The sequence below is a fragment of the Amycolatopsis lurida genome (assembly GCF_900105055.1).
GTDB classification, from domain to species: domain Bacteria; phylum Actinomycetota; class Actinomycetes; order Mycobacteriales; family Pseudonocardiaceae; genus Amycolatopsis; species Amycolatopsis lurida.
In genome coordinates this window covers 4996342-5014697 of record NZ_FNTA01000004.1, presented here as the reverse complement: position 1 = coordinate 5014697, position 18356 = coordinate 4996342, and the positions used below count along the sequence as shown (strand labels likewise).

At 69.3% G+C, this 18356-nt stretch carries 19 protein-coding genes; 11 read left to right on the top strand and 8 right to left on the bottom strand.

All coding sequences use genetic code 11. The annotated features are described in order from the left end of the window. Positions 1–85: 85 nt before the first annotated feature. Genes BLW75_RS29095 through BLW75_RS29075 form a run of 5 tightly spaced genes read left to right on the top strand, consistent with a single transcriptional unit; the run spans position 86 to position 4863 of the window. Complete coding sequence (locus BLW75_RS29095) at positions 86–925, top strand: ABC transporter ATP-binding protein (protein WP_091598529.1); 840 nt, start codon at positions 86–88, stop codon at positions 923–925. Continuing rightward, positions 922–1734, top strand: a complete 813-nt coding sequence (locus BLW75_RS29090; protein ID WP_034308487.1) for an ABC transporter permease — start codon at positions 922–924, stop codon at positions 1732–1734. The genes BLW75_RS29095 and BLW75_RS29090 overlap by 4 nt, the downstream gene beginning before the upstream one ends. Further along, positions 1731–2885, top strand: a complete 1155-nt coding sequence (locus BLW75_RS29085) for a sensor histidine kinase (protein ID WP_034308485.1) — start codon at positions 1731–1733, stop codon at positions 2883–2885. The genes BLW75_RS29090 and BLW75_RS29085 overlap by 4 nt, the downstream gene beginning before the upstream one ends. Then, the gene (locus BLW75_RS29080; protein ID WP_034308484.1) at positions 2882–3502 is read left to right on the top strand and encodes a response regulator; all 621 of its coding nucleotides are present in this window, start codon (positions 2882–2884) and stop codon (positions 3500–3502) included. Before BLW75_RS29085 ends, BLW75_RS29080 begins: the two co-directional genes overlap by 4 nt. 14 nt (positions 3503–3516) lie before the next feature. Then, positions 3517–4863, top strand: a complete 1347-nt coding sequence (locus tag BLW75_RS29075) for a serine hydrolase domain-containing protein (protein ID WP_034308481.1) — start codon at positions 3517–3519, stop codon at positions 4861–4863. Here BLW75_RS29075 and BLW75_RS29070 read toward each other — a convergent pair. Further along, the gene (locus BLW75_RS29070; RefSeq protein WP_034308478.1) at positions 4860–5369 is read right to left on the bottom strand and encodes a PH domain-containing protein; all 510 of its coding nucleotides are present in this window, start codon (positions 5367–5369) and stop codon (positions 4860–4862) included. The genes BLW75_RS29075 and BLW75_RS29070 overlap by 4 nt on opposite strands. Further along, positions 5369–5686: a hypothetical protein gene (locus BLW75_RS29065; RefSeq protein ID WP_034308476.1), complete on the bottom strand. Its 318-nt coding sequence runs from the start codon at positions 5684–5686 to the stop codon at positions 5369–5371. Before BLW75_RS29065 ends, BLW75_RS29070 begins: the two co-directional genes overlap by 1 nt. A gap of 115 nt (positions 5687–5801) precedes the next feature. Between BLW75_RS29065 and serC the strand changes: the two genes are divergently transcribed. Beyond that, on the top strand, positions 5802–6929 hold the full coding sequence (serC, locus tag BLW75_RS29060) for a phosphoserine transaminase (RefSeq protein WP_034308475.1): 1128 nt from the start codon (positions 5802–5804) through the stop codon (positions 6927–6929). Here the strand turns inward: serC and BLW75_RS29055 are convergent. The 5 genes from BLW75_RS29055 to BLW75_RS29035 form a co-directional block, all read right to left on the bottom strand. Further along, on the bottom strand, positions 6926–8128 hold the full coding sequence (locus BLW75_RS29055; protein ID WP_103746165.1) for a glycosyltransferase 87 family protein: 1203 nt from the start codon (positions 8126–8128) through the stop codon (positions 6926–6928). The genes serC and BLW75_RS29055 overlap by 4 nt on opposite strands. A 93-nt stretch (positions 8129–8221) precedes the next feature. Beyond that, positions 8222–9442 carry an ABC transporter permease gene (locus BLW75_RS29050; RefSeq protein ID WP_034308473.1) on the bottom strand — a complete coding sequence of 407 codons (1221 nt, stop codon included), beginning with the start codon at positions 9440–9442 and terminating at the stop codon, positions 8222–8224. Next, positions 9439–10125: an ABC transporter ATP-binding protein gene (locus BLW75_RS29045; protein ID WP_034308470.1), complete on the bottom strand. Its 687-nt coding sequence runs from the start codon at positions 10123–10125 to the stop codon at positions 9439–9441. Before BLW75_RS29045 ends, BLW75_RS29050 begins: the two co-directional genes overlap by 4 nt. Next, a complete protein-coding gene (locus BLW75_RS29040; RefSeq protein ID WP_034308468.1) occupies positions 10122–11222 on the bottom strand; it encodes a peptidoglycan-binding protein in 1101 nt (366 codons plus the stop codon). Before BLW75_RS29040 ends, BLW75_RS29045 begins: the two co-directional genes overlap by 4 nt. Continuing rightward, a complete protein-coding gene (locus BLW75_RS29035; RefSeq protein ID WP_034308465.1) occupies positions 11219–11773 on the bottom strand; it encodes a hypothetical protein in 555 nt (184 codons plus the stop codon). The genes BLW75_RS29040 and BLW75_RS29035 overlap by 4 nt, the downstream gene beginning before the upstream one ends. Before the next feature lie 229 nt (positions 11774–12002). Here BLW75_RS29035 and BLW75_RS29030 point away from each other — a divergent pair, with 229 nt between their 5' ends. The 4 genes from BLW75_RS29030 (at position 12003) to sepH (ending at position 17069) form a co-directional block, all read left to right on the top strand. Beyond that, the gene (locus BLW75_RS29030; protein ID WP_034308463.1) at positions 12003–13805 is read left to right on the top strand and encodes an alpha-L-fucosidase; all 1803 of its coding nucleotides are present in this window, start codon (positions 12003–12005) and stop codon (positions 13803–13805) included. 414 nt (positions 13806–14219) lie between these two features. After that, positions 14220–14879 (top strand): response regulator transcription factor, encoded by a 660-nt coding sequence (locus BLW75_RS29025; RefSeq protein ID WP_034308461.1) that lies wholly within the window; start codon positions 14220–14222, stop codon positions 14877–14879. After that, positions 14876–16033: an ATP-binding protein gene (locus tag BLW75_RS29020; RefSeq protein WP_034308458.1), complete on the top strand. Its 1158-nt coding sequence runs from the start codon at positions 14876–14878 to the stop codon at positions 16031–16033. The genes BLW75_RS29025 and BLW75_RS29020 overlap by 4 nt, the downstream gene beginning before the upstream one ends. Before the next feature lie 190 nt (positions 16034–16223). After that, positions 16224–17069 (top strand): septation protein SepH, encoded by an 846-nt coding sequence (sepH, locus tag BLW75_RS29015; RefSeq protein ID WP_034308455.1) that lies wholly within the window; start codon positions 16224–16226, stop codon positions 17067–17069. 36 nt (positions 17070–17105) lie between these two features. On the opposite strand, the gene BLW75_RS29010 is transcribed toward sepH, so the two are convergent. Further along, positions 17106–17471 carry an MmcQ/YjbR family DNA-binding protein gene (locus tag BLW75_RS29010; RefSeq protein WP_034308453.1) on the bottom strand — a complete coding sequence of 122 codons (366 nt, stop codon included), beginning with the start codon at positions 17469–17471 and terminating at the stop codon, positions 17106–17108. Positions 17472–17504: 33 nt separating this feature from the next. On the opposite strand from BLW75_RS29010, the gene BLW75_RS29005 reads away from it, so the two are divergent. Next, positions 17505–18323: a hypothetical protein gene (locus tag BLW75_RS29005; protein ID WP_034308451.1), complete on the top strand. Its 819-nt coding sequence runs from the start codon at positions 17505–17507 to the stop codon at positions 18321–18323. Positions 18324–18356 lie beyond the last annotated feature (33 nt).

The following is an 18356-nucleotide window of genomic DNA, read 5'->3' as shown; positions in this document are numbered from 1 at the left end:
ACGCCGGTGTCCATCGATCGGTTGACAGCCGGGTTCAGTCCAGCGGACGTCCCGCGGCCCGGACCCCGCACAGCACGATCGAGGTATGAAAACGGTAGTGAGAGTGCGCGGTCTGCGCAAGGAGTACCCGGGCCACACGGCCGTCGGGGGTATCGATCTCGACATCGAGCAGGGCGAGGTGTTCGCGCTGCTCGGCCCGAACGGAGCGGGCAAGACGACGACGGTCGAGATCCTGGAGGGGCACCGCGAGCGGACGTCGGGCGAGGTCGACGTACTCGGCGAGGATCCAGGCACCGCCGGCCGCGCCTGGCGGGCAAAGCTCGGAATCGTGTTGCAGACGGCCAACGACGCCGCCGAACTCACCGTCGCCGAGACGGTCCGGCATTTCGCCCGCTATTACCCGAATCCCCATGACACCGATGAAGTGATCGAGAGGGTCGGCCTGACCGAGAAGGCGGGTGCCCGCGTCAAGAACCTTTCCGGCGGGCAGCGGCGTCGTGTCGATGTGGCGCTCGGGATCATCGGGCGGCCCGAGCTGGTGTTCCTCGACGAGCCCACGACCGGCTTCGATCCGGCGGCCCGGCGCCAGTTCTGGGAACTGATCAGGAGTCTGGCCCGCGAAGGCACCACGATCCTGCTCACCACCCACTATCTCGACGAGGCCGAGGCGCTGGCCGACCGCGTCGCGGTCATCACTCGCGGGGAGATCGTCGCCGAAGGGACACCGCAGACGCTCGGCGGCCGGGCGACCGCGGAGGCCACCGTCCGCTGGACCGACGAGCGCGGCGGCCACCAAGAGCGCACCCACTTCCCGGCCAAGCTGATCCGCGAGCTCTCCGCCGACGGCCGCGAGCCGTCGGAGCTGACCGTCCACCGCCCCACCCTCGAAGACACCTACCTCGACCTGATCGGAGAAGCCCGATGAGCACGCTGACCCTCCCGGGCACCTTCTCGCTCGGTCTCGTCCGGGGTGCCGCGGAGATCAAACAGTTCTTTCGCATCCGGGAGCAGGTGATCTTCACCTTCGCGTTTCCGTCGCTGCTGATGATCCTGCTCGGCTCGATGCTGAACTCCTCGATGCCCGGCATGGCGATCACCACCGGCCAGGTGCTGGCCGCGGGCATGATCGGCTCCGGCATCGTCTCGACGTCCTTCACCAGCATCGGGATCAACCTCGCGTCCGATCGCGAGCTCGGGGCGCTGAAACGGCTGCGTGGCACGCCGATGCCCGCGGCGTCCTACTTCGTCGGCAAGATCATCCTGGTCGGCTTCACCAGCATCGCGCAGGTAGTGCTGATGTCGATCGTGGGCAGCCTGCTCTTCGATCTGGAACTGCCGACCGATCCGGCGAAACTGCTGACCGCGCTGTGGGTCTTCCTCCTCGGCATCACCGGTTGCACGCTGCTGGGGATCGCACTCGGCTCGGTCACCCGGACGGTCAGCGGCGCGGTCGCGGTGACCAACCTGATCTACCTCGCGCTGCAGTTCATCTCCGGGGTGTTCGTCACGCCGATCACCACTCTGCCGAAGGTTATGGTCGACATCGCTTCGTTCTTCCCGGTGAAGTGGATCTGCCAGGGCTTCCGCTCGGTGTTCCTGCCGGCCGAGGCCGCGACACAGGAGATGGCGGGAACATGGGAACTTCCGATGGTGGCACTGGTGCTGACGGCGTGGTGCGCCGCGGGGCTGCTGCTGGCGAAGCTGACGTTCCGCTGGTCGAACGAGGGCAGGTGAACGCCTGGGAGCGGTTCTACTGGCTCTGGGAAGTCCTGTTCGGGGTCACCTTCGTCGCGACGACGGCCTTGGTACTGCTCGACGACGGGGCGACGACGGGCAAAACGGTCGCGCTCCTGTGCCTGGCCGGGCTCGGCGTGACCTACCTGGTCCGAGGACGCCGCCTCATCAAGGGCCCGGATTACGACCACACGCCATGGTTGTTCGCCGGGGTGATGATGCTCTTCACGCTGGGGGCCGTGTTCGCGTCGGGCAACTCGAGCTTCGTCCTCTTCCTGGTCTGCCCCGTGCTGTACATGACGATGCCGACGAAGGCCGCGTCGATCCTCACCACCGCGGCGGTGCTCTCGAGCCCGGCTTCCCTGCTCGTGCGGGGCGGGCTCGACGAACAGCCGGTCATGCTGCCGATGACGGCGATTCTGATCATCTTCAGCCTCCTCGCCGGCCGCTACACCACCCAGATCATCCAGCAGAGCAAGAGCAGGGCGGCGCTGATCGAACAGCTGAAGGCCAGTCAGGCGGAGGTTTCCCGGCTCTCGCGGGAGGCGGGAACGGCCGCCGAACGCGAGCGCATGGCCCGCGAGATCCACGACACGCTCGCTCAGGGCTTCACAAGCATCGTGACCCTGGCCCAGGCGATCGAGTCCGAAATGGACACCGACCCAAAGGCGGCCCGCCGTCACCTGGCACTCGCGGCCCGGACGGCCCGGGAGAACCTGGCGGAGGCGCGGGCGATGGTCGCGGCGCAGGCACCGTCGGCGCTCGCCGCCGCTTCGCTGGAAGAAGCGTTGCGCCGTCAGGCGGAACGGCTGACCGAGGAGACCGGTATCGAGGCGTCGATCGAGGTCGACGGCCCGCTGCCCGCGCTCCCGATGGCCACCGAGGTCGTCCTGTTGCGAGGAGCGCAGGAGGCGCTGAGCAACATCCGCAAGCACTCCCGCGCCACCTCGGCCGCGCTCCGTCTGTCCACTATGGATGGACGGGTCCACCTCGCCGTGACCGACGACGGCGCCGGATTCGACCCCGCGGCGCCCACCGGCGGCTTCGGCCTGTCGGGGATGCGGGCGCGCACCGATCAGGTCGGTGGCATCGTGAGACTGACAAGCCGACCCGGTGCGGGGACGAAGCTGGAACTGGAGGTGCCCGCGTGATCACGATCATGCTGGTCGACGATCACCCCGTGGTGCGGGAGGGCCTGCGCGGCATGCTGGAGGCCGAGCCGGACCTGAGCGTCGTCGGCGAAGCGGGCTCGGGCGACGAGGCCGTCGCGCTGAGCCGGGTCAAGCAGCCGGACGTGATCCTGATGGACCTGCGGATGCCCGGCCTCGACGGCGTCGGGGCGACCAGGAAGATCCTCGCCGACCGGCCTGATCAGCGCGTGGTCGTGCTCACCACCTACGAGACGGACGCGGACATCCTGCGCGCGGTCGAAGCGGGCGCCTCCGGGTACCTGCTGAAGGACGCTTCGCGTGCGGAGCTCGCCGGTGCGATCCGTGCCGCATCACGCGGTGAGACGGTGTTGGCACCTTCGGTGGCCGGGAAGCTGGTGAACCGCGTGCGCAACCCGACGACATCGCCGTTGTCGGCGCGCGAGATCGAAGTACTCCGGCTGGTGGCCGGGGGAAGCACGAACGCCGAGATCGGCCGGACGCTCCACATCAGCGAGGCGACGGTCAAGACCCACCTGCTGCGCGCGTTCGGCAAACTGGACGTTTCGGACCGCACGGCCGCTGTGACCACCGCTATGCGACTGGGCCTGCTCGGGTAGGCAGAATGCGTCCCATGCTTGCCTCGACCGAATTGGCGCTGCTACGCCGCCTCGCGCACGAGCAATCCTCGTGCCGCGCCCCGTCCATCGTCGCCGCCGTCGTCCGCGACGGGGAACTCGCCTGGTCCGGAGGGCGCGGACGCGTCGACGGCGAGACACCCGGCGCCGACACGCAGTACCGGCTCGGCTCGATCACCAAGACACTCGTCGCGACGGCGGTCATGCGGCTGCGTGACGAAGGCAAGCTCGACCTGAACGACCCGCTGGAGCAGCATCTGCCGGGCACCGCGTTCGGCTCGGCCACCATCGCGCAGCTGCTGTCGCACACCTCCGGGCTGACCGCGGAATCGCCCGGCTCCTGGTGGGAGCGCACGGTCGGCGCCGACTGGGACGCGCTCGTCGAGAGCCTCAAGGACGGCGCGACTCGGCTGCGGCCGGGCAGCAAGTTCCATTACAGCAACGTCGGCTACGGCGTGCTCGGCGAGCTGGTCGCCCGCCACCGCGGTCAGTCGTGGCTCGACGTCGTCCGCGCCGAGATCCTCGGCCCGCTCGGCATGACCCGGACGTCGCCGCATCCCGAAGGCGCGCACGCGAGCGGATTCGCGGTGCACCCCTTCGCCGATCTCCTCATGCCGGAGCCGTCACCGGACGCGGGCGCGATGGCACCCGCCGGGCAGCTGTGGTCGACGATCACCGACCTCGCCCGCTGGACGTCGTTCCTCGGCGGCCACACCGGCGGAGTGCTCAGCGAGCAGACCGTCGCGGAGATGCGCGAAATGGTCACCGTGGACGACGGCGACGCCTGGACCACCGGGTTCGGCCTCGGTGTCATGCTGGTCCGCACGGAAGGCAGGCGGCTGGCCGGGCACACCGGGTCGATGCCGGGGTTCCTCGCCTGCTCGCTGGTCGACGCGAACGCGGGCATCGGCGCGCTGGTGCTGACGAACTCGACGGCGGGCGTCGGCATCACGCAGCTCTGCCTCGACCTGATGAAGCTGACCGAACAGCACGAGCCCGCCATGCCCGCCGAGTGGCAACCGTCCACTGTGGACCCGAAGCTGCTGGAGCTGACGGGATTGTGGCACTGGGGGCCGACGCCGTACCACCTGCGCCTGCTCCCGGGCGGCCTGTTCTCCCTCGCGCCGACCGACGGCCCCGGGCGCGCGTCACGGTTCGCGCCGGTGGGCGAGGACACCTGGGTCGGGCTCGACGCCTACTACGCGGGCGAAACGCTGCGAGTCGGGCGGGACTCGGCAGGGAAGCCGAACCACCTCGACTTGGCGACGTTCATCTTCTCGCGGACCCCGTTCGACCCGGCCGCGCCCATCCCCGGCGGCGTCGACGCCGAGGGCTGGCGCTAACGGAAGCGGAAGGCGGCGGTCGTGAACTCGCGGCCGCCGTCCGCGCACACCAGGACATCGCCGTAGCGGGCGTCGCCGACGACCCACATCCGGCGCGGGCCGCGCAGTGACTCGGCGAGTTCGTCCGGACAGTCGTCGATGACGAACTTCGCCGGGTCGCCGTCGAGGACGGCCCATCCGCGCGCGGACCCGGCGTCCGGGTCCAGCGTGGCGGTGGCCAGCGCCCACGGCCCGAGTACCACGTCGAGGACACGTTCACGACGGAGGATCGTGTACCGCAGCGCCGCCCACCACTGGCGGATCCTCGGCGAAGAGCGCTCCCCAGGCAGGTCTCCGTGCATCCAGGACGGCAGGCCGGGAACGAACACGAGCACGAGGGCGCCCACGAAACCGACGATCGCTCCGATGGTGGCGGTGTCGTCCCAGTCGCGGAAGATCCAGTGCCCGCCGAGCCCGAGGAAGTACAGGAGCAGGAAGCCCCATCTGGGTCTCCACGGGTCGGGCATCAGGCCGCCGGGGTGTGCCCGACCGCCGCGCCGACGGCCGCGATGAACTTGCGGGCGATGCGCTTGCCCTCGCCCCAATCGACGAAGCCGAACTTCAAGCTCGTCTGGATCGCCAGCCCGGAGCCCTCCGTCGTCCGCTCCACCTTCACGGTGACCGTCTGCCCGTAGCTGAAGAAGCCGAGCTTGGTCGAGAAGGTGACGTACCCGGCCGCGGCGTCGTAGTAGGGGGCCTGCCCCTTGACCGCGTCGACCCCGTTGGGGAGGGCCTGCCACAACGCCTCGGGGGGCACGGGGAATCGTTCGTGCACTGTCGCCATGAGGCGAGAAGCTACCCGGCGATCGGCGCTGCCGGGAGCCGGTCCGCGAATCCCACATGCCGGACAGGCCGCACCGACTTTCAGCAGGCCCGTCCCGACCTGAGAGACTGGGCACATGACCGACGCACCTGAGTTGACCCTCCCCGCGGACCTGAAGCCTGCCGATGGCCGCTTCGGCTGCGGACCGTCCAAGGTCCGTGACGAGCAGCTCGCCAACCTGGCGAAATCCGGTGCCACCTACCTCGGCACCTCGCACCGTCAGAAGCCGGTGAAGTCCCTCGTCGGCCGCGTGCGTGCGGGTCTGTCCGAATTGTTCTCCCTGCCCGACGGCTACGAAGTGGTCCTCGGCAACGGCGGGACGACCGCATTCTGGGACGCCGCCGCCTTCGGGCTCGTGCGGGAACGTGCGCAGCACTTCACCTACGGCGAGTTCTCCTCGAAGTTCGCCACGGTGACCAAGGGCGCCCCGTTCCTCGCCGACCCGATCGTCGTCAAGGCCGACCCGGGCAGCGCGCCCGAGATCGCCTACGAAGCCGGCGCCGACCTGGTCGGCTGGGCGCACAACGAGACCTCGACCGGTGTCGCGGTGCCGGTGCGCCGCCCCGAAGGAAGCGAAGGCGCCCTCGTCGCCATCGACGCCACCTCCGGCGCAGGCGGCCTGCCGGTCAAGGCCGAGGACTTCGACGTCTACTACTTCGCGCCCCAGAAGTCCTTCGCCTCCGACGGTGGCCTCTGGATCGCGCTGGCCTCGCCCGCCGCGATCGAGCGCATCGGCGAGATCGGCGCGAGCGACCGCTGGATCCCCGAGTTCCTGTCGCTGACCACGGCGCTCGACAACTCCCGCAAGGACCAGACGTACAACACCCCGGCGGTGTCGACGCTGTTCCTGCTGGCCGACCAGATCGAGTGGATGAACTCGAACGGCGGCCTGGAGTGGACGACCTCGCGCACCCGCGACTCGTCGACCCGGCTGTACGAGTGGGCCGAGAAGACCAGCTACACGACGCCGTTCGTCAGCGACCCGTCGCTGCGTTCGCAGGTCGTCGGCACCATCGACTTCGCCGACGAGGTGGACGCCTCGGCGGTCGCGAAGGTGCTGCGCGCCAACGGGATCGTCGACACCGAGCCGTACCGGAAGCTCGGCCGCAACCAGCTGCGCGTCGGTCTGTTCCCGGCCATCGACCCGGACGACATCACGAAGCTGACCCAGAGCATCGAGTACGTCGTCGAGCGTCTGGGCTAAGACTCTTTTCGCGCGTGAAGGCCCCCTTCCCTCGGCTGAGCCGAGGGAAGGGGGCCTTCACGCGCTACCAGGGCGAAATAGAGCAAGAGCGCAAGGCCGTACAGCACGTAGGACTCCGTCGCCAGCCACCAGCCGAAGTTCCCGGCGGGCCGCGGCGCGAGCCACATCGGCGCGATCACGAACAGCGCCACCGTCACGGCCGCGAGCGCGTACGAAACGACCGAGCGCGCCCAGATCAGCAGCGCGAGGATCGGCACGCACCAGATCCAGTGGTGCGTCCAGGACACCGGCGACACCAGCAGCCCGCCGATCGCGCACGCCGTCAGCGCGAACACCGGCTCCGCGACGCGCACGATCACGAACGCGGTCAGCGCGACCACGGCGATCGACGCCAGCACCCAGACGACGTCCTCCGCCGAGCCGAGCCCGAACCGCGCGAGCATCCCGCGCAGCGACTGGTTGCCGACGTAGCCGCGATCGCCGATCCGGCCGGTGTCGAAGAGGATGTTCGTCCAGAACTTCGCGGACGCGTCCGGCGCCACAAGGAACATCAGCGCGCCCGCGCCGAGGAAACCGGCCACGACCCGGGCCGCGGAACGGAAGTCCTTGCGGAACAAGAAGAACAGGATGAAGAAGGCCGGGGTCAGCTTGATCGCCGCGGCGACGCCGATCAGCAGCCCCTTCGTGCGGGCGCGGCCCGGCAGCAGGGCGTCGAGCACGACCAGCAGCATCAGCAGGGTGTTGACCTGGCCGAAGCCGAGCGTCGAGCGGACCGGCTCCATGATCCCGCCGACGGCCTGTGCCCCGATCGCCGCGAGGACGGCGATGGCGCGGCCACGGACGTTGGCACGGTCGGTGAGCGAGCCGTTGAGCGTCGCCACGAAGACGTAGACGACGATGCCGCCCGCGATGATCGACGCGAGCCCGACCAGTCTCGTGGCCAGCGCGGCGGACAGCAGCGTGCCGGGCAGGAACACCGCGGCCGCGAACGGCGTGTAGGTGAAGGGCAGCCAGCCCCCGTGCGTCTGCACCCACGCGCCGTAGGGGTCACCCGACTCGACGAGGAGCCGCGCGCCGCCGATGTAGACCTCGAGGTCCTGGCCGTCGAACACCTTGAGGGTGAACAGCACGCCGACCACGACGACCTCGAGCGCGATCAACGCCCCCGCGAGTTTCCGCCCCGACAATCCCACCAGCACCCGGCGAGATTACCCACCGCTACCCCGCAATTCGGCACCTGGTTGCGGTAGTACGCGCTGCGCACTTTCGCGACCAGGTGCCGAATTGCGTGGTCAGGCGAGGGCTTGCGTCGGCGGAAGCCGCGCCGCGCGCATCGCCGGATAGGCGCCGGCGACGGCACCGACGAGAGCCGAGACCCCGACCCCGCCGAGCAGGGCGCCGACGGGGAGCACCGCCGGCCAGCCCTGGCTCAGCGCGTACCCCGACGTCACCAGCACGCCGACCAGGACGCCCGCGATCCCGCCGAGCCCGGACAGCAGCACCGACTCGGCCAGGAATTGGCCTCTCACCTGCCGTTTCGTCGCGCCGAGCGCGCGACGCAGGCCGATCTCCCGGCGTCGTTCCAGCACCGAGATCACCATCGTGTTGGCCACCCCGACGCCGCCGACCAGCAGCGCCACCCCGCCGAGCCCGAGGAACAGCGCGCTGTAGGTGTTCTCCGTCAGCTTCTGCGCCTCCAGTGCCTCCGACGGACGGCGCACCTCGACCTCGTTCGGCGCCTCCGGGTTCATCGTCTGCGCGAGCACCGAACGCACGTTCTCGACCTGCGCGTCCTTCGCCCGCAGGTACACGGTGGTCGGGTGCCCCTCGAAGTCGAGGAGCCGCTTGGCGGCGTCCCAGCCGACCAGTACCGAGCGCTCGATCTCAGGCGCCAGCGGCGTCGGCCCGAGGATGCCGCCCACGGTGAACCACTTCCCGTCGATGAACACCTGTGGCGGCTTGGCCGGGTCGATGCGGTCGATTCCGAGCCGCGCGGCCGCGACCGACCCCAGCACGACGACCGGGTAGTCGCGAGTGGCGTCACGGAGGAACTGCCCGACGCGGACGGCACCACCGATGACGTCGAGAAGGTCCGGGGTCGCCGCGTAGACACCGAGCCCGGACGTCTCGTCCTTGTCGATCTTGTCCGTGCGCCGCACGGTCGCGCCGGTGGTCCCGGTCGCGGAGGCCGCCGTCACCGGGGCGATCCGCTTCGCCATCGGCACCGCGCTGTCCGGCAGGGTCGCGTCGCCGCCGAACATCGTCTTCCCCGGCCCCGCGGTGAGCAGGTTGGTGCCGAGCGCGGCCAGCTGGTCTTGCAACGCCTTCGCACCCGACGCCGGGATCGCGAGCACCGCCACCATCGCGGCGATCCCGATCCCGATGCCGAGCGCGGACAGCACCGCCCGCATCGGCCGCGTCCGCATCCCGTGCGCACCGAGGTTCAGCACGTCACGGGGGCCGAGCCTGGCCGGATTCGGCGTCGGCGTCTTGTCGGTGACAGGTGCGCTCACACCAGCACCCCCGTCCCGGTGTCGAGCCGGATCCGGCCGTCCCGCAGCTCGATGCGCCGCGGGATGCCCGCCGCGATCTCCCGGTCGTGCGTGATGATCACGACCGTCGTCCCCTGCGAGCTCAACGTGGCCAGCAGATTGAGGATCGCCGCTCCGTTGCCCGTGTCGAGGTTCCCGGTCGGCTCGTCGGCCAGCAGGATCGACGGCGAGTTGACGACCGCCCGCGCGATCGCCACCCGCTGCCGTTCCCCGCCGGAGAGCTCGTTCGGGAAGTGGCCCGCCCGATGCGCGAGACCCACCCGGTCGAGCGCGGCCAGCGCGCGTTCATGCCGTTTCCGCCGCGGCACCCCCGCGTACAGCAGCCCCGTCGCGACGTTGTCGACCGCGCTCACCCCCTCGCTGAGGAAGAACTGCTGGAACACGAACCCGATCCACCGCGATCGCAACGCGGAAAGCTTGCGGTCGGGCAGTTTCGCCACGTCGTGCCCGCGCAGTTCGATGACGCCGCTGGTCGGCCGGTCGAGCGTGCCCATCAGCTGCAGCAGGGTCGATTTGCCGGAGCCGGACGGGCCGACGATGGCGACCATCTCTCTGTCCTCAATGGACAGTGACACCTCGTGCAGTGCCCGCACCCCGCCGGGATAGGTGCGCGAGGCGCCGCGCACGTCCAGCACCGGGGTCATGAGGTGGTCACCACCCGCATCCCGGCGGCGAGGCCGGTACCGCTGATTTCGACGCGGCCGCCGGAGAACAGGCCGGTCTTCACCGCGACGAGACGGCGTTGTCCGCCTTCGTCGACCTCGACGGCGTATCCGCCTTCGGCGAGCGCGAGCAACGCCCCGACCGGGACCGCCAACACTCCACTGTGGACTTCCTTGGTGAAGCGCACCGAGACGGGCGTCGAATCGAGCGAACCCGCCGCGGCCGGATCGTCCAGCTTGATCTTCACCTTGATCTTCGGCTTGCCGTCGTCCTGCCCGGCGCCGTCCTTGCCGTTCTCCGCGACCTTGCCGACGTCGGCGATCACGCCGGTCGTGGACTTGCCGCCGGTGATGTCGACGCCGACCTTGTCCCCCACCTTGGCGATGGCCTGCTTGGCGGCGTCGAGCTTGACCTCGACGAGACGCTCGGTGCCGGTGTACTTCAGGAGTTCGCCGCCGCCGGGACCGCCGAGTTGCGCGGCGACCTGCGAAACCCGGATCTCGCCTGGCGCGAGGACGACGTCGCCCTGTCCGAACGCACCGGTCTGCTCCAGGCCCAGCGACTTCTGCCATTTCTTGAGCGCGGCGGCGGTGGCCGAGGTGAACTTCTTGTCCGGGGTGCCGAACCCGCCGAAACCGAGCGCCTTCAAGTTCTCTTCCAGCTGTTTGACGTCCGGGCCGTCCGCGGCCCCGTCCGCGAGGTCGCGGAAGAACGGCAAGGTGCCGTAGAACAACGGCACCGGTTTGGCGTCGACGCCGTACACGGCCTTGCCCCGGGTGAGCACCGCGCCCGCGTCCGGCAGGGACGTGATGGTGCCCTGTTTCCGGCCGGCGAGGGAGTTTTCCGCGCCGTAGCCCAGAGTTCCGTTCGCCTCTTCCTCCTCCTGCAGGTCGGTCTTCTCGATTTTCGCGGTCTCGACCGGCGGCGGCGCCTGCCCGACCTGCTGGGCTTCCGACGTGACCCTGGTCAGCACGACCACCGACATCGTCCCGACCACGACGACGAGCACCGCCGCGATGATGAACCAGCGTGCCCGGCGCGAACGCCGTGCGCCGCCGGGTCCTTCGTGTTCGCTCATTTCGCCGGGGCCGCCCTCATGGTCATGCCGAGACCGCAGGCCTTCGCCGCTTCTTCGAACTTCTTGGGATCACCGTTCGCGTCGCCCAGCGCGATGGCGGCGCCACCCTTGCCCCCGGGCTCGGGATCCGGGAAGTCGATGCCGTGCTCGCGCATGCACTTCGCTTCCTTGCGCATCTTGTCGAGCTCTTCGGGCGTGGGCGGTTTGATCTCGCCGCCGTTCGGCAGCAGCTTGCGGCACGCGTCGCTCGCGGCGTTCATCTTTTTCTCGTCCGGCATGTCGCGCGCGTCGAAGGTGACGGTGTCCTGCCCGCTGCCGTCGGGCTTGGGTTCGGGCATCTCGATCCCGTGCTCGCGCATGCATTTCCGGTAGTTGCGCATCTTGTCCTCGTCGGACACGTTGTCGGCCTGCTTTCCGTCACCGGCGGCGCCGGGCGCCGGCGGCGACGAGATCGAGGCGACCTTGTCGCCGCCGTCCCCGCCGCCGCCACAGCCGGCCACCAGCGCGAGGACCGCTCCGGCGATCAGTACCGCCATCGGTCGTTTCCGCATCGCTGCTCCTTCGGTCGTCTTGGCGCACCGATTTCTACGGAGCGGGCGATTCCGGCGCGGTAAGCGAAGTCGCTTATGCCGCGCTTACCGTCCCCGTCAGCGGAACAGAGATCCGATCTATCTGCCGTCTTTACGGGTGAACTAGGCGCTTCACGAGACTTTCAGGGGTTCACATCCGATCTCTGGCTTCTTAGAGTTCCGACGTCCACACCTCAGCGAGGAGGAGTGCATGAATCGCCGCAAGCCACTCCGGGCCCTGGCGGCCCTCGTCATCGCGACCACCGCACTGGGCGTCGCGCCCGCCGCGGAAGCCGCACCACTCCCGTCCGACCACGCCTACGACGACCCGTTCACCGCCGAGCGGACGCGCTGGTGGCGTGACGACCGCTTCGGCCAATTCATCCACTTCGGCGCGTACTCCCAGCTTCAAGGGAAGTACACCCGTCCCGACGGAAGCGTTTGCCAGGACGCCGAGTGGATCCAGCGGAACTGCCAGATCCCGCGCGCCGAATACGAGCAGATCGCCGCGAAGTTCGACCCAGCGGGGTTCGACGCGAACGCCATCGCGCAGTCGGCGAAGGACGCCGGGCAGAAGTACGTGGTGATCACGTCGAAACACCACGAGGGCTACGCGATGTGGCCGACGAAGGTCAACAAGTTCAACCTCCGCGACCACTCTTCGTTCGACAAGAAGCGCGACATCCTCGCCGAGCTGAAACGCGCGACGGCCGCGCGCGATGTCGAACTCGGCTTCTACTACTCGATCTGGGACTGGCACGACCCGGACTTCCCCGATCCCGCGACGTTCCCGAAGTACAAGGAACGGATGTACGCCCAGCTCAAGGAACTCGTCGACAACTACCGCCCGGCGGTGTTGTGGTTCGACGGCGAATGGAGCACCGACCGGCCCAACAACCCGTGGACGGAAAAGGACGGCGAGGAACTGGAGGCCTACGTCCGCAGCCTCGACCCGTCCATTGTGGTCAACAACCGCGTCGGCAAACGCCGGGTGGTCGACGGCGACACGGGAACACCCGAACAGGAGATCCCGGACAAGCCGGTCGACGGGCAGCTGTGGGAGTCGTGCATGACCCTCAACGGCAGCTGGGGATACACGGATTGGGACCACAACTGGAAATCCTCGGCGGATCTGACCAGGAAACTGCTCTCGATCGCCGGCCGCGGCGGCAACTTCCTGCTCAACGTCGGCCCCGACCGCAACGGCCGCGTGCCGCGGGAATCCATCGACCGGCTGAAGCAGATGGGCCAGTGGCTGCGAACGAACGGCCAGTCCGCCGCCGTCTACGGGGCGGGCGCGCCGGGGCTGGTCGCCGAACCGGGCTGGGGCGTCGTCAGCCGTCGCGGTGACAAGCTTTACGCGTCGGTGTTCGATTGGCCCGCTTCGGGCGGCCCGCTGACGCTCGACGCGTTGGCGCCTTTCCGGGTTCGCGACGCGCGGGTGCTCGGCAGCCGGCAGCGCGTGCGGGTCGAGCAGACGTCCGGAAGCGTGAAGCTCACCCCGTCGGGCGGCCGGACGAACGACGTCGCGACCGTCATCGAACTGAGCGTCGATCCGCTGCCGCAGGCACCCGCCGGCCGCGGGACGGGGCTGACCGCCGAGTACTGGCCGAACGCGGACTTCACCGGAACACCGGCGGTGCGCCGGGTCGAACCGGGCGTGAACCACAACTGGAAGTTCACCGGCTCACCGGACGCGAAGATCCCGGCGGAGACCTTCTCCTCGCGCTGGACCGGGCAGGTCACCGCGCGGGACACCGGGAAGTACACGTTCACCACGGTTTCGGACGACACCGTGCGACTGTGGGTCGACGGGAAACTCCTGATCGACAACACCACCCCGCACGGCCCGAGTGTCGACAAAGCGACACTCGATCTGGTCGCGGGGCGGTCGTACGCGATCCGGCTCGACCACACCGAACGAGGCGGCGAGGCGTCGATGAAGCTGCTGTGGTCCAGCCCGAACACCCCTCAGCAGGTGATTCCGGCACGGCAGCTGCACCCGGCCGGATAACGCGTGATCGGAGCCGTAACTCGCGTGCTTGGAGCCGGAACACGCAGTTCCGCCTTCAATCACGTGAGTTACGGCTTCAAGCACGTGAGTTACGCCTCCAAGCACCACTCTCGCCGGACGCGGCACCATGGACCGGCGCGCGCCTTGACATGAAGGGGACGTTCGCCATCCGGTCGGTGGATCCACGCAGGGGCGAGCGCCGAGCAAGGCCCGGGCGTCGCGAAGGGGACTTTCCCCTCGTCCGATGCGGGGAAGGCGCCCTTCACCTGGGCCCCGCAGCGCGAAGCGACGTTGCGAAAGCCACTTTCGCAACGTTCAAGGTTGCGAAAGTGGCTTTCGCAACACCCGGGCCACACCCGGTCGGCTGAGCCGCGCTTATCCCCCGCTTACCCCCATCCGGGGCAGACTGGCCAGGTGAGAGTGCTGGTGGTGGAAGACGAGCGGTTGCTGGCGGACACGATCGCCGAGGGCCTGCGACGGTTCTCCATGGCCGTCGACGTCTGCTACGACGGCGCGCAGGCCCTGGACCGGGTCGGCGTGCACGGCTACGACGTCGTCGTCCTCGACCGGGATCTCCCCCTCGTGCACGGCGACGAGGTCTGCGCCGCGGTGATCGGGACCGGCGGCGAGGCGCGGGTCCTCATGCTGACGGCCGCGGCCGACGTCGACGACCGGGTCGCCGGGCTGGGTCTCGGCGCCGACGACTACCTGACGAAACCGTTCGCGTTCGCCGAACTCGTCGCGCGGGTGCAGGCGCTGTCGCGGCGCGCGCGGCCGGCGCTGCCGCCGGTACTGGAGCGCGGCGGCGTGGTCCTCGACCTGCCCCGGCATCAGGCGTCGCGCGACGGCCGGTTCCTTCCCTTGTCCCCCAAGGAGTTCGCGGTACTGGAAGTGCTCATGCGCGCCGAAGGGACCGTGGTCAGCGCGGAAGACCTGCTGGAGAAGGCCTGGGACGAACACGCCGATCCGTTCACGAACGCCGTCCGGGTGGCGATGATGACGTTGCGGCGCAAACTCGGTGAACCGCCGCTGATCGAGACCGTGCCCGGCGCCGGTTACCGGTTCGGCTCGTGAAACCGCTCCGGCTCTCCGTCCGCACCAAGCTGACGGCGCTCTACGGCGGCGCGTTCCTGCTCGTCGGGCTCGCCCTGCTCATCGTCAACTACCTGCTGGTGAGTTCGACGCTGCCGGATACGGCGACGTTCGCGACCGACGCCGCGGGGGTCGCGGTCCAGCGCGCGTACCCCATGGACACGACGACCATCATGCCCGTGGAGCGTGCTCAAGCCACGCAACTGGTCGCGACCTCGATCACCGAGTACCGCTCGGACGTCCTCTCGACCCTGCTGTGGCAATCGCTGGTGGCGCTGGCGATCGCCGGCGCGCTCGCGGTGCTGCTCGGCTGGCTGATGGCGAGCCGGGTGCTGCGGCCGTTGCACGCGATCACCTCGACCGCGCGGAAACTCGAGGTCGAGAACCTCGACCGGCGGATCGACCTCGACGGCCCCGACGACGAACTCAAGGAACTCGCCGACACCTTCGACGGCATGCTCGACCGGCTCGCCGTGTCGTTCGACAGCCAGAAACGCTTCGTCGCCAACGCCTCCCACGAACTGCGGACCCCGCTCGCGGTCCAGCGCACGCTGGTCGAGGTGGCGATGGCCGACCCCGACGCGAGCCCCGAGGTACGGAAACTCGGCGAGCACCTGATCTACACCAACGAACGCAGCGAGCGGATGATCGAGGGCCTGCTCGTGCTCGCCCGCAGCGACCGCGGCCTGGCCGCGCGCACCCCCGTCCGGTTGGACGAGGTCGCGGCGACGGTGATCCGGTCGGCGTCGGCCATGGCCGAGGAAGCTGGCGTCACGGTGGAGTCGCGGCTGCGGCCGCGGACGGTGTCCGGCGATCCCGTGCTGCTGGAGCGGCTGGTCACGAACCTGGTGCACAACGCCATCACCTACAACCACAAGGGCGGCTGGGTCCACGTCGACATCGGCGTCGATCCGGCGCTGGTCGTGCGCAACACCGGCCCGCAGGTGCCGCTGGACGCCGTGCCCGCGCTGTTCGAACCGTTCCGGCGGCTGTCGGGCGACCGTACCGGCGACTCCCGCAACGCGGGCCTCGGGCTGTCGATCGTCCGGTCCATCGCGAAGGCGCACGGTGGGACCGCGGGCGCGGAGCCGGGCGGACGCGGCGGCGGACTGGTCGTCCGGGTGCGCCTGCCGTAGATTCCCCCGATCGTGACTGTGCGTGTCCGGCGCGTCACGCGGCGAGCCGCCCGTCGCTCCCGCAGAATTCCCCTTGCCGTCATGAACAAAATAGTGAGCAGGACACATGACATCGGCGCGCCTCACACGTCAAGGCGACGCGCCGTTTTAACGTGGACACCCACAATGGTGAAGAATCGGGGAGGCGAGAATGCGAGCGCTACGGGTGGTCGGGCTGCACGAGGACGGTAAGTCCATCGTGTGTGAAGACCCGGCGAGCCGCACGCGCTTCCTGCTCCCCGCGGATGAGAGGCTGCGAGCGGCGGCGAGGGGTGACATCACCCGCCTCGGCCAGATCGAAATCGAGTTGGAGAGCCAAATGCGGCCACGCGAGATCCAGGCACGAATCCGGGCCGGTGAGTCCGTGGAGCAGGTCGCGAGCAGCGCCGGCGTCACCGTGCAGCGCGTCGAGCGGTTCGCGTACCCCGTCCTCCTCGAACGGTCCCGCACCGCCGAACTCGCCCAGCGGGCGCATCCGGTCCGCGAGGACGGCCCCGACGTCCAGACGCTCGGCGAGGTCGTGGCGCACTCCTTCGGGCAGCGCGGCCACGACTACAGCCAGGCGACCTGGGACTCCTGGCGAGGCGACGACGGCAAGTGGGTCGTCGTGCTGAGCTGGAAGGCGGGCCGCTCGGACAACCGCGCGCACTGGGCGTTCGCGCCCGGCGCGCACGGCGGCACCGTGCAAGCCCTCGACGAGAACGCCGAAGTCCTGCTCAACCCCAACGCCTACCGCGCCCCGCGCACGGTCCGGGCGCTGGACCCCGGCAAGGAAGCCGCCGTCCAGCCCACCCTGGATTCGGCCCCCGAAGAGCCGGTCGCGAAAGTGATCGACGCGCCGATCGCGGAGCCCGAAGAAGAGACCGAGCCACCACTTCCGGCTGACGAGCCGGAGGAAGTGGCCGAACCCGCTCCACGGGCGAAGGGGAAGAAGAACCACCCCATCGTCCCATCCTGGGAAGACGTCCTACTGGGCGTCCGATCACAACGAGGTTGAATCCGCACGTAGTGGCCCCTTCCGGTGGAGGGGCCATTACGTGCGTCCGGGGACCTGCGCGATCAGGGATTTCGGGGCCACGAGGCAATACGCGTCGGTGACGATGCCTTCGATCTCGGCCCAGTCGACGTCCACGTCCAGCCGCACCCCGAGCCACCCCCGATGCCCGACATACGGCGGCCGGAAGAACCGCTCCGGCTCGGCGCCCACGAGTTCCTCCTGCGCCCCCGGCGGCGCCGGGCACCAAAACGCGACCTTGTCGTCGTGATGACGGTCGGCGTACATGACGAACGTCTTCTTGCCGCGGACGAACCATGTCGGCTCGCCGTGACTGAGCCGCTCGGAGACTTCCGGCAGCGCGAGACACAGCCTTCTGAGTGAATCGAGCGGGTCACCGGTCATGGAGCTCAGTATCCTCGCCGCCGAGGGGGACTCATGCAGGATTGGTACGCACGCGCTGTCCGTTTGCGTTTCCAGGTTTTCACCGGAACGCCGTACGCGCATGTCTCACCGATGGAATGGCGGATCGATCCCGGCGCTCTCCGCGGCATCGCCCACAGCCGCGGCTACCTCGAGATCGCGCCGATGTTCCAGGGCTGCCTGAGCTTCCAGTTCGCGCCGCAGCACGTGCCGCCGGTCCCCGTCTTCGACGGGCCGGACAGACCGGACAAAGACCGCGAACGGTGGCTGCTGAACCACCTCACCGGCTCCGAACAGGTCTGGGTCAGCCTCAAGCACGCGAACCTCTCCGCTCGGCGTGTCGCGGAGCTCGCCGAAACCGAAGGCCTGCGTGTCGCGGCCGAATTCGCCGATCCGAACGATCGGGTCCTCCTGCTCAGCCGGGATCCTTCACCGCCGCGGCTTCCCTTGCCCGCACCCACCGGATTCCGGTTCCGCTACGCGTGGCTGAACAACATCGCACCCGTCACCGTCTTCGTTCTCCTCAGCGCCGCGGCGGTGATCGTCGGAATGCCGTCGGGCCACGAGGCCCCCATCGTCAGCCTCCTGTTCATGGCGGCTTTCGCCGGCGCCGTCCCGGCCGCGTTCACCACCGGCCTGTTCCCGCGTACCACTCGCGTCGGCTGGCTGGCGCGGGAATTCGACGGCAGCCCGCACGTGGAATTCGCGATGCGCTCCTATCAGATGCCCGCCGACCTGGTCGTGCAGATCGCCGCGTACCACGGTTATGAGCTTTACGGGCAGTCCGCGACACAGGCGGGCGGGCCGAGTCTCAAGTTCTACAAACGCGTGTGACTCGGTTACCCTCGGCGCCGGGGAGGGTGATCA

What these genes read in the sequence shown, in the direction of transcription:
- BLW75_RS29090 (WP_034308487.1), top strand. Translation starts at nt 922, where the DNA reads ATGAGCACGCTGACCCTCCCGGGCACCTTCTCGCTCGGTCTCGTCCGG.
- BLW75_RS29035 (WP_034308465.1), bottom strand. Translation starts at nt 11,773, where the DNA reads ATGCGGAAACGACCGATGGCGGTACTGATCGCCGGAGCGGTCCTCGCG.
- BLW75_RS29040 (WP_034308468.1), bottom strand. Translation starts at nt 11,222, where the DNA reads ATGAGCGAACACGAAGGACCCGGCGGCGCACGGCGTTCGCGCCGGGCA.
- BLW75_RS29075 (WP_034308481.1), top strand. Translation starts at nt 3,517, where the DNA reads ATGCTTGCCTCGACCGAATTGGCGCTGCTACGCCGCCTCGCGCACGAG.
- BLW75_RS29045 (WP_034308470.1), bottom strand. Translation starts at nt 10,125, where the DNA reads ATGACCCCGGTGCTGGACGTGCGCGGCGCCTCGCGCACCTATCCCGGC.
- BLW75_RS29070 (WP_034308478.1), bottom strand. Translation starts at nt 5,369, where the DNA reads ATGCCCGACCCGTGGAGACCCAGATGGGGCTTCCTGCTCCTGTACTTC.
- serC (WP_034308475.1), top strand. Translation starts at nt 5,802, where the DNA reads ATGACCGACGCACCTGAGTTGACCCTCCCCGCGGACCTGAAGCCTGCC.
- BLW75_RS29095 (WP_091598529.1), top strand. Translation starts at nt 86, where the DNA reads ATGAAAACGGTAGTGAGAGTGCGCGGTCTGCGCAAGGAGTACCCGGGC.
- BLW75_RS29010 (WP_034308453.1), bottom strand. Translation starts at nt 17,471, where the DNA reads ATGACCGGTGACCCGCTCGATTCACTCAGAAGGCTGTGTCTCGCGCTG.
- BLW75_RS29030 (WP_034308463.1), top strand. Translation starts at nt 12,003, where the DNA reads ATGAATCGCCGCAAGCCACTCCGGGCCCTGGCGGCCCTCGTCATCGCG.
- BLW75_RS29005 (WP_034308451.1), top strand. Translation starts at nt 17,505, where the DNA reads ATGCAGGATTGGTACGCACGCGCTGTCCGTTTGCGTTTCCAGGTTTTC.
- sepH (WP_034308455.1), top strand. Translation starts at nt 16,224, where the DNA reads ATGCGAGCGCTACGGGTGGTCGGGCTGCACGAGGACGGTAAGTCCATC.
- BLW75_RS29065 (WP_034308476.1), bottom strand. Translation starts at nt 5,686, where the DNA reads ATGGCGACAGTGCACGAACGATTCCCCGTGCCCCCCGAGGCGTTGTGG.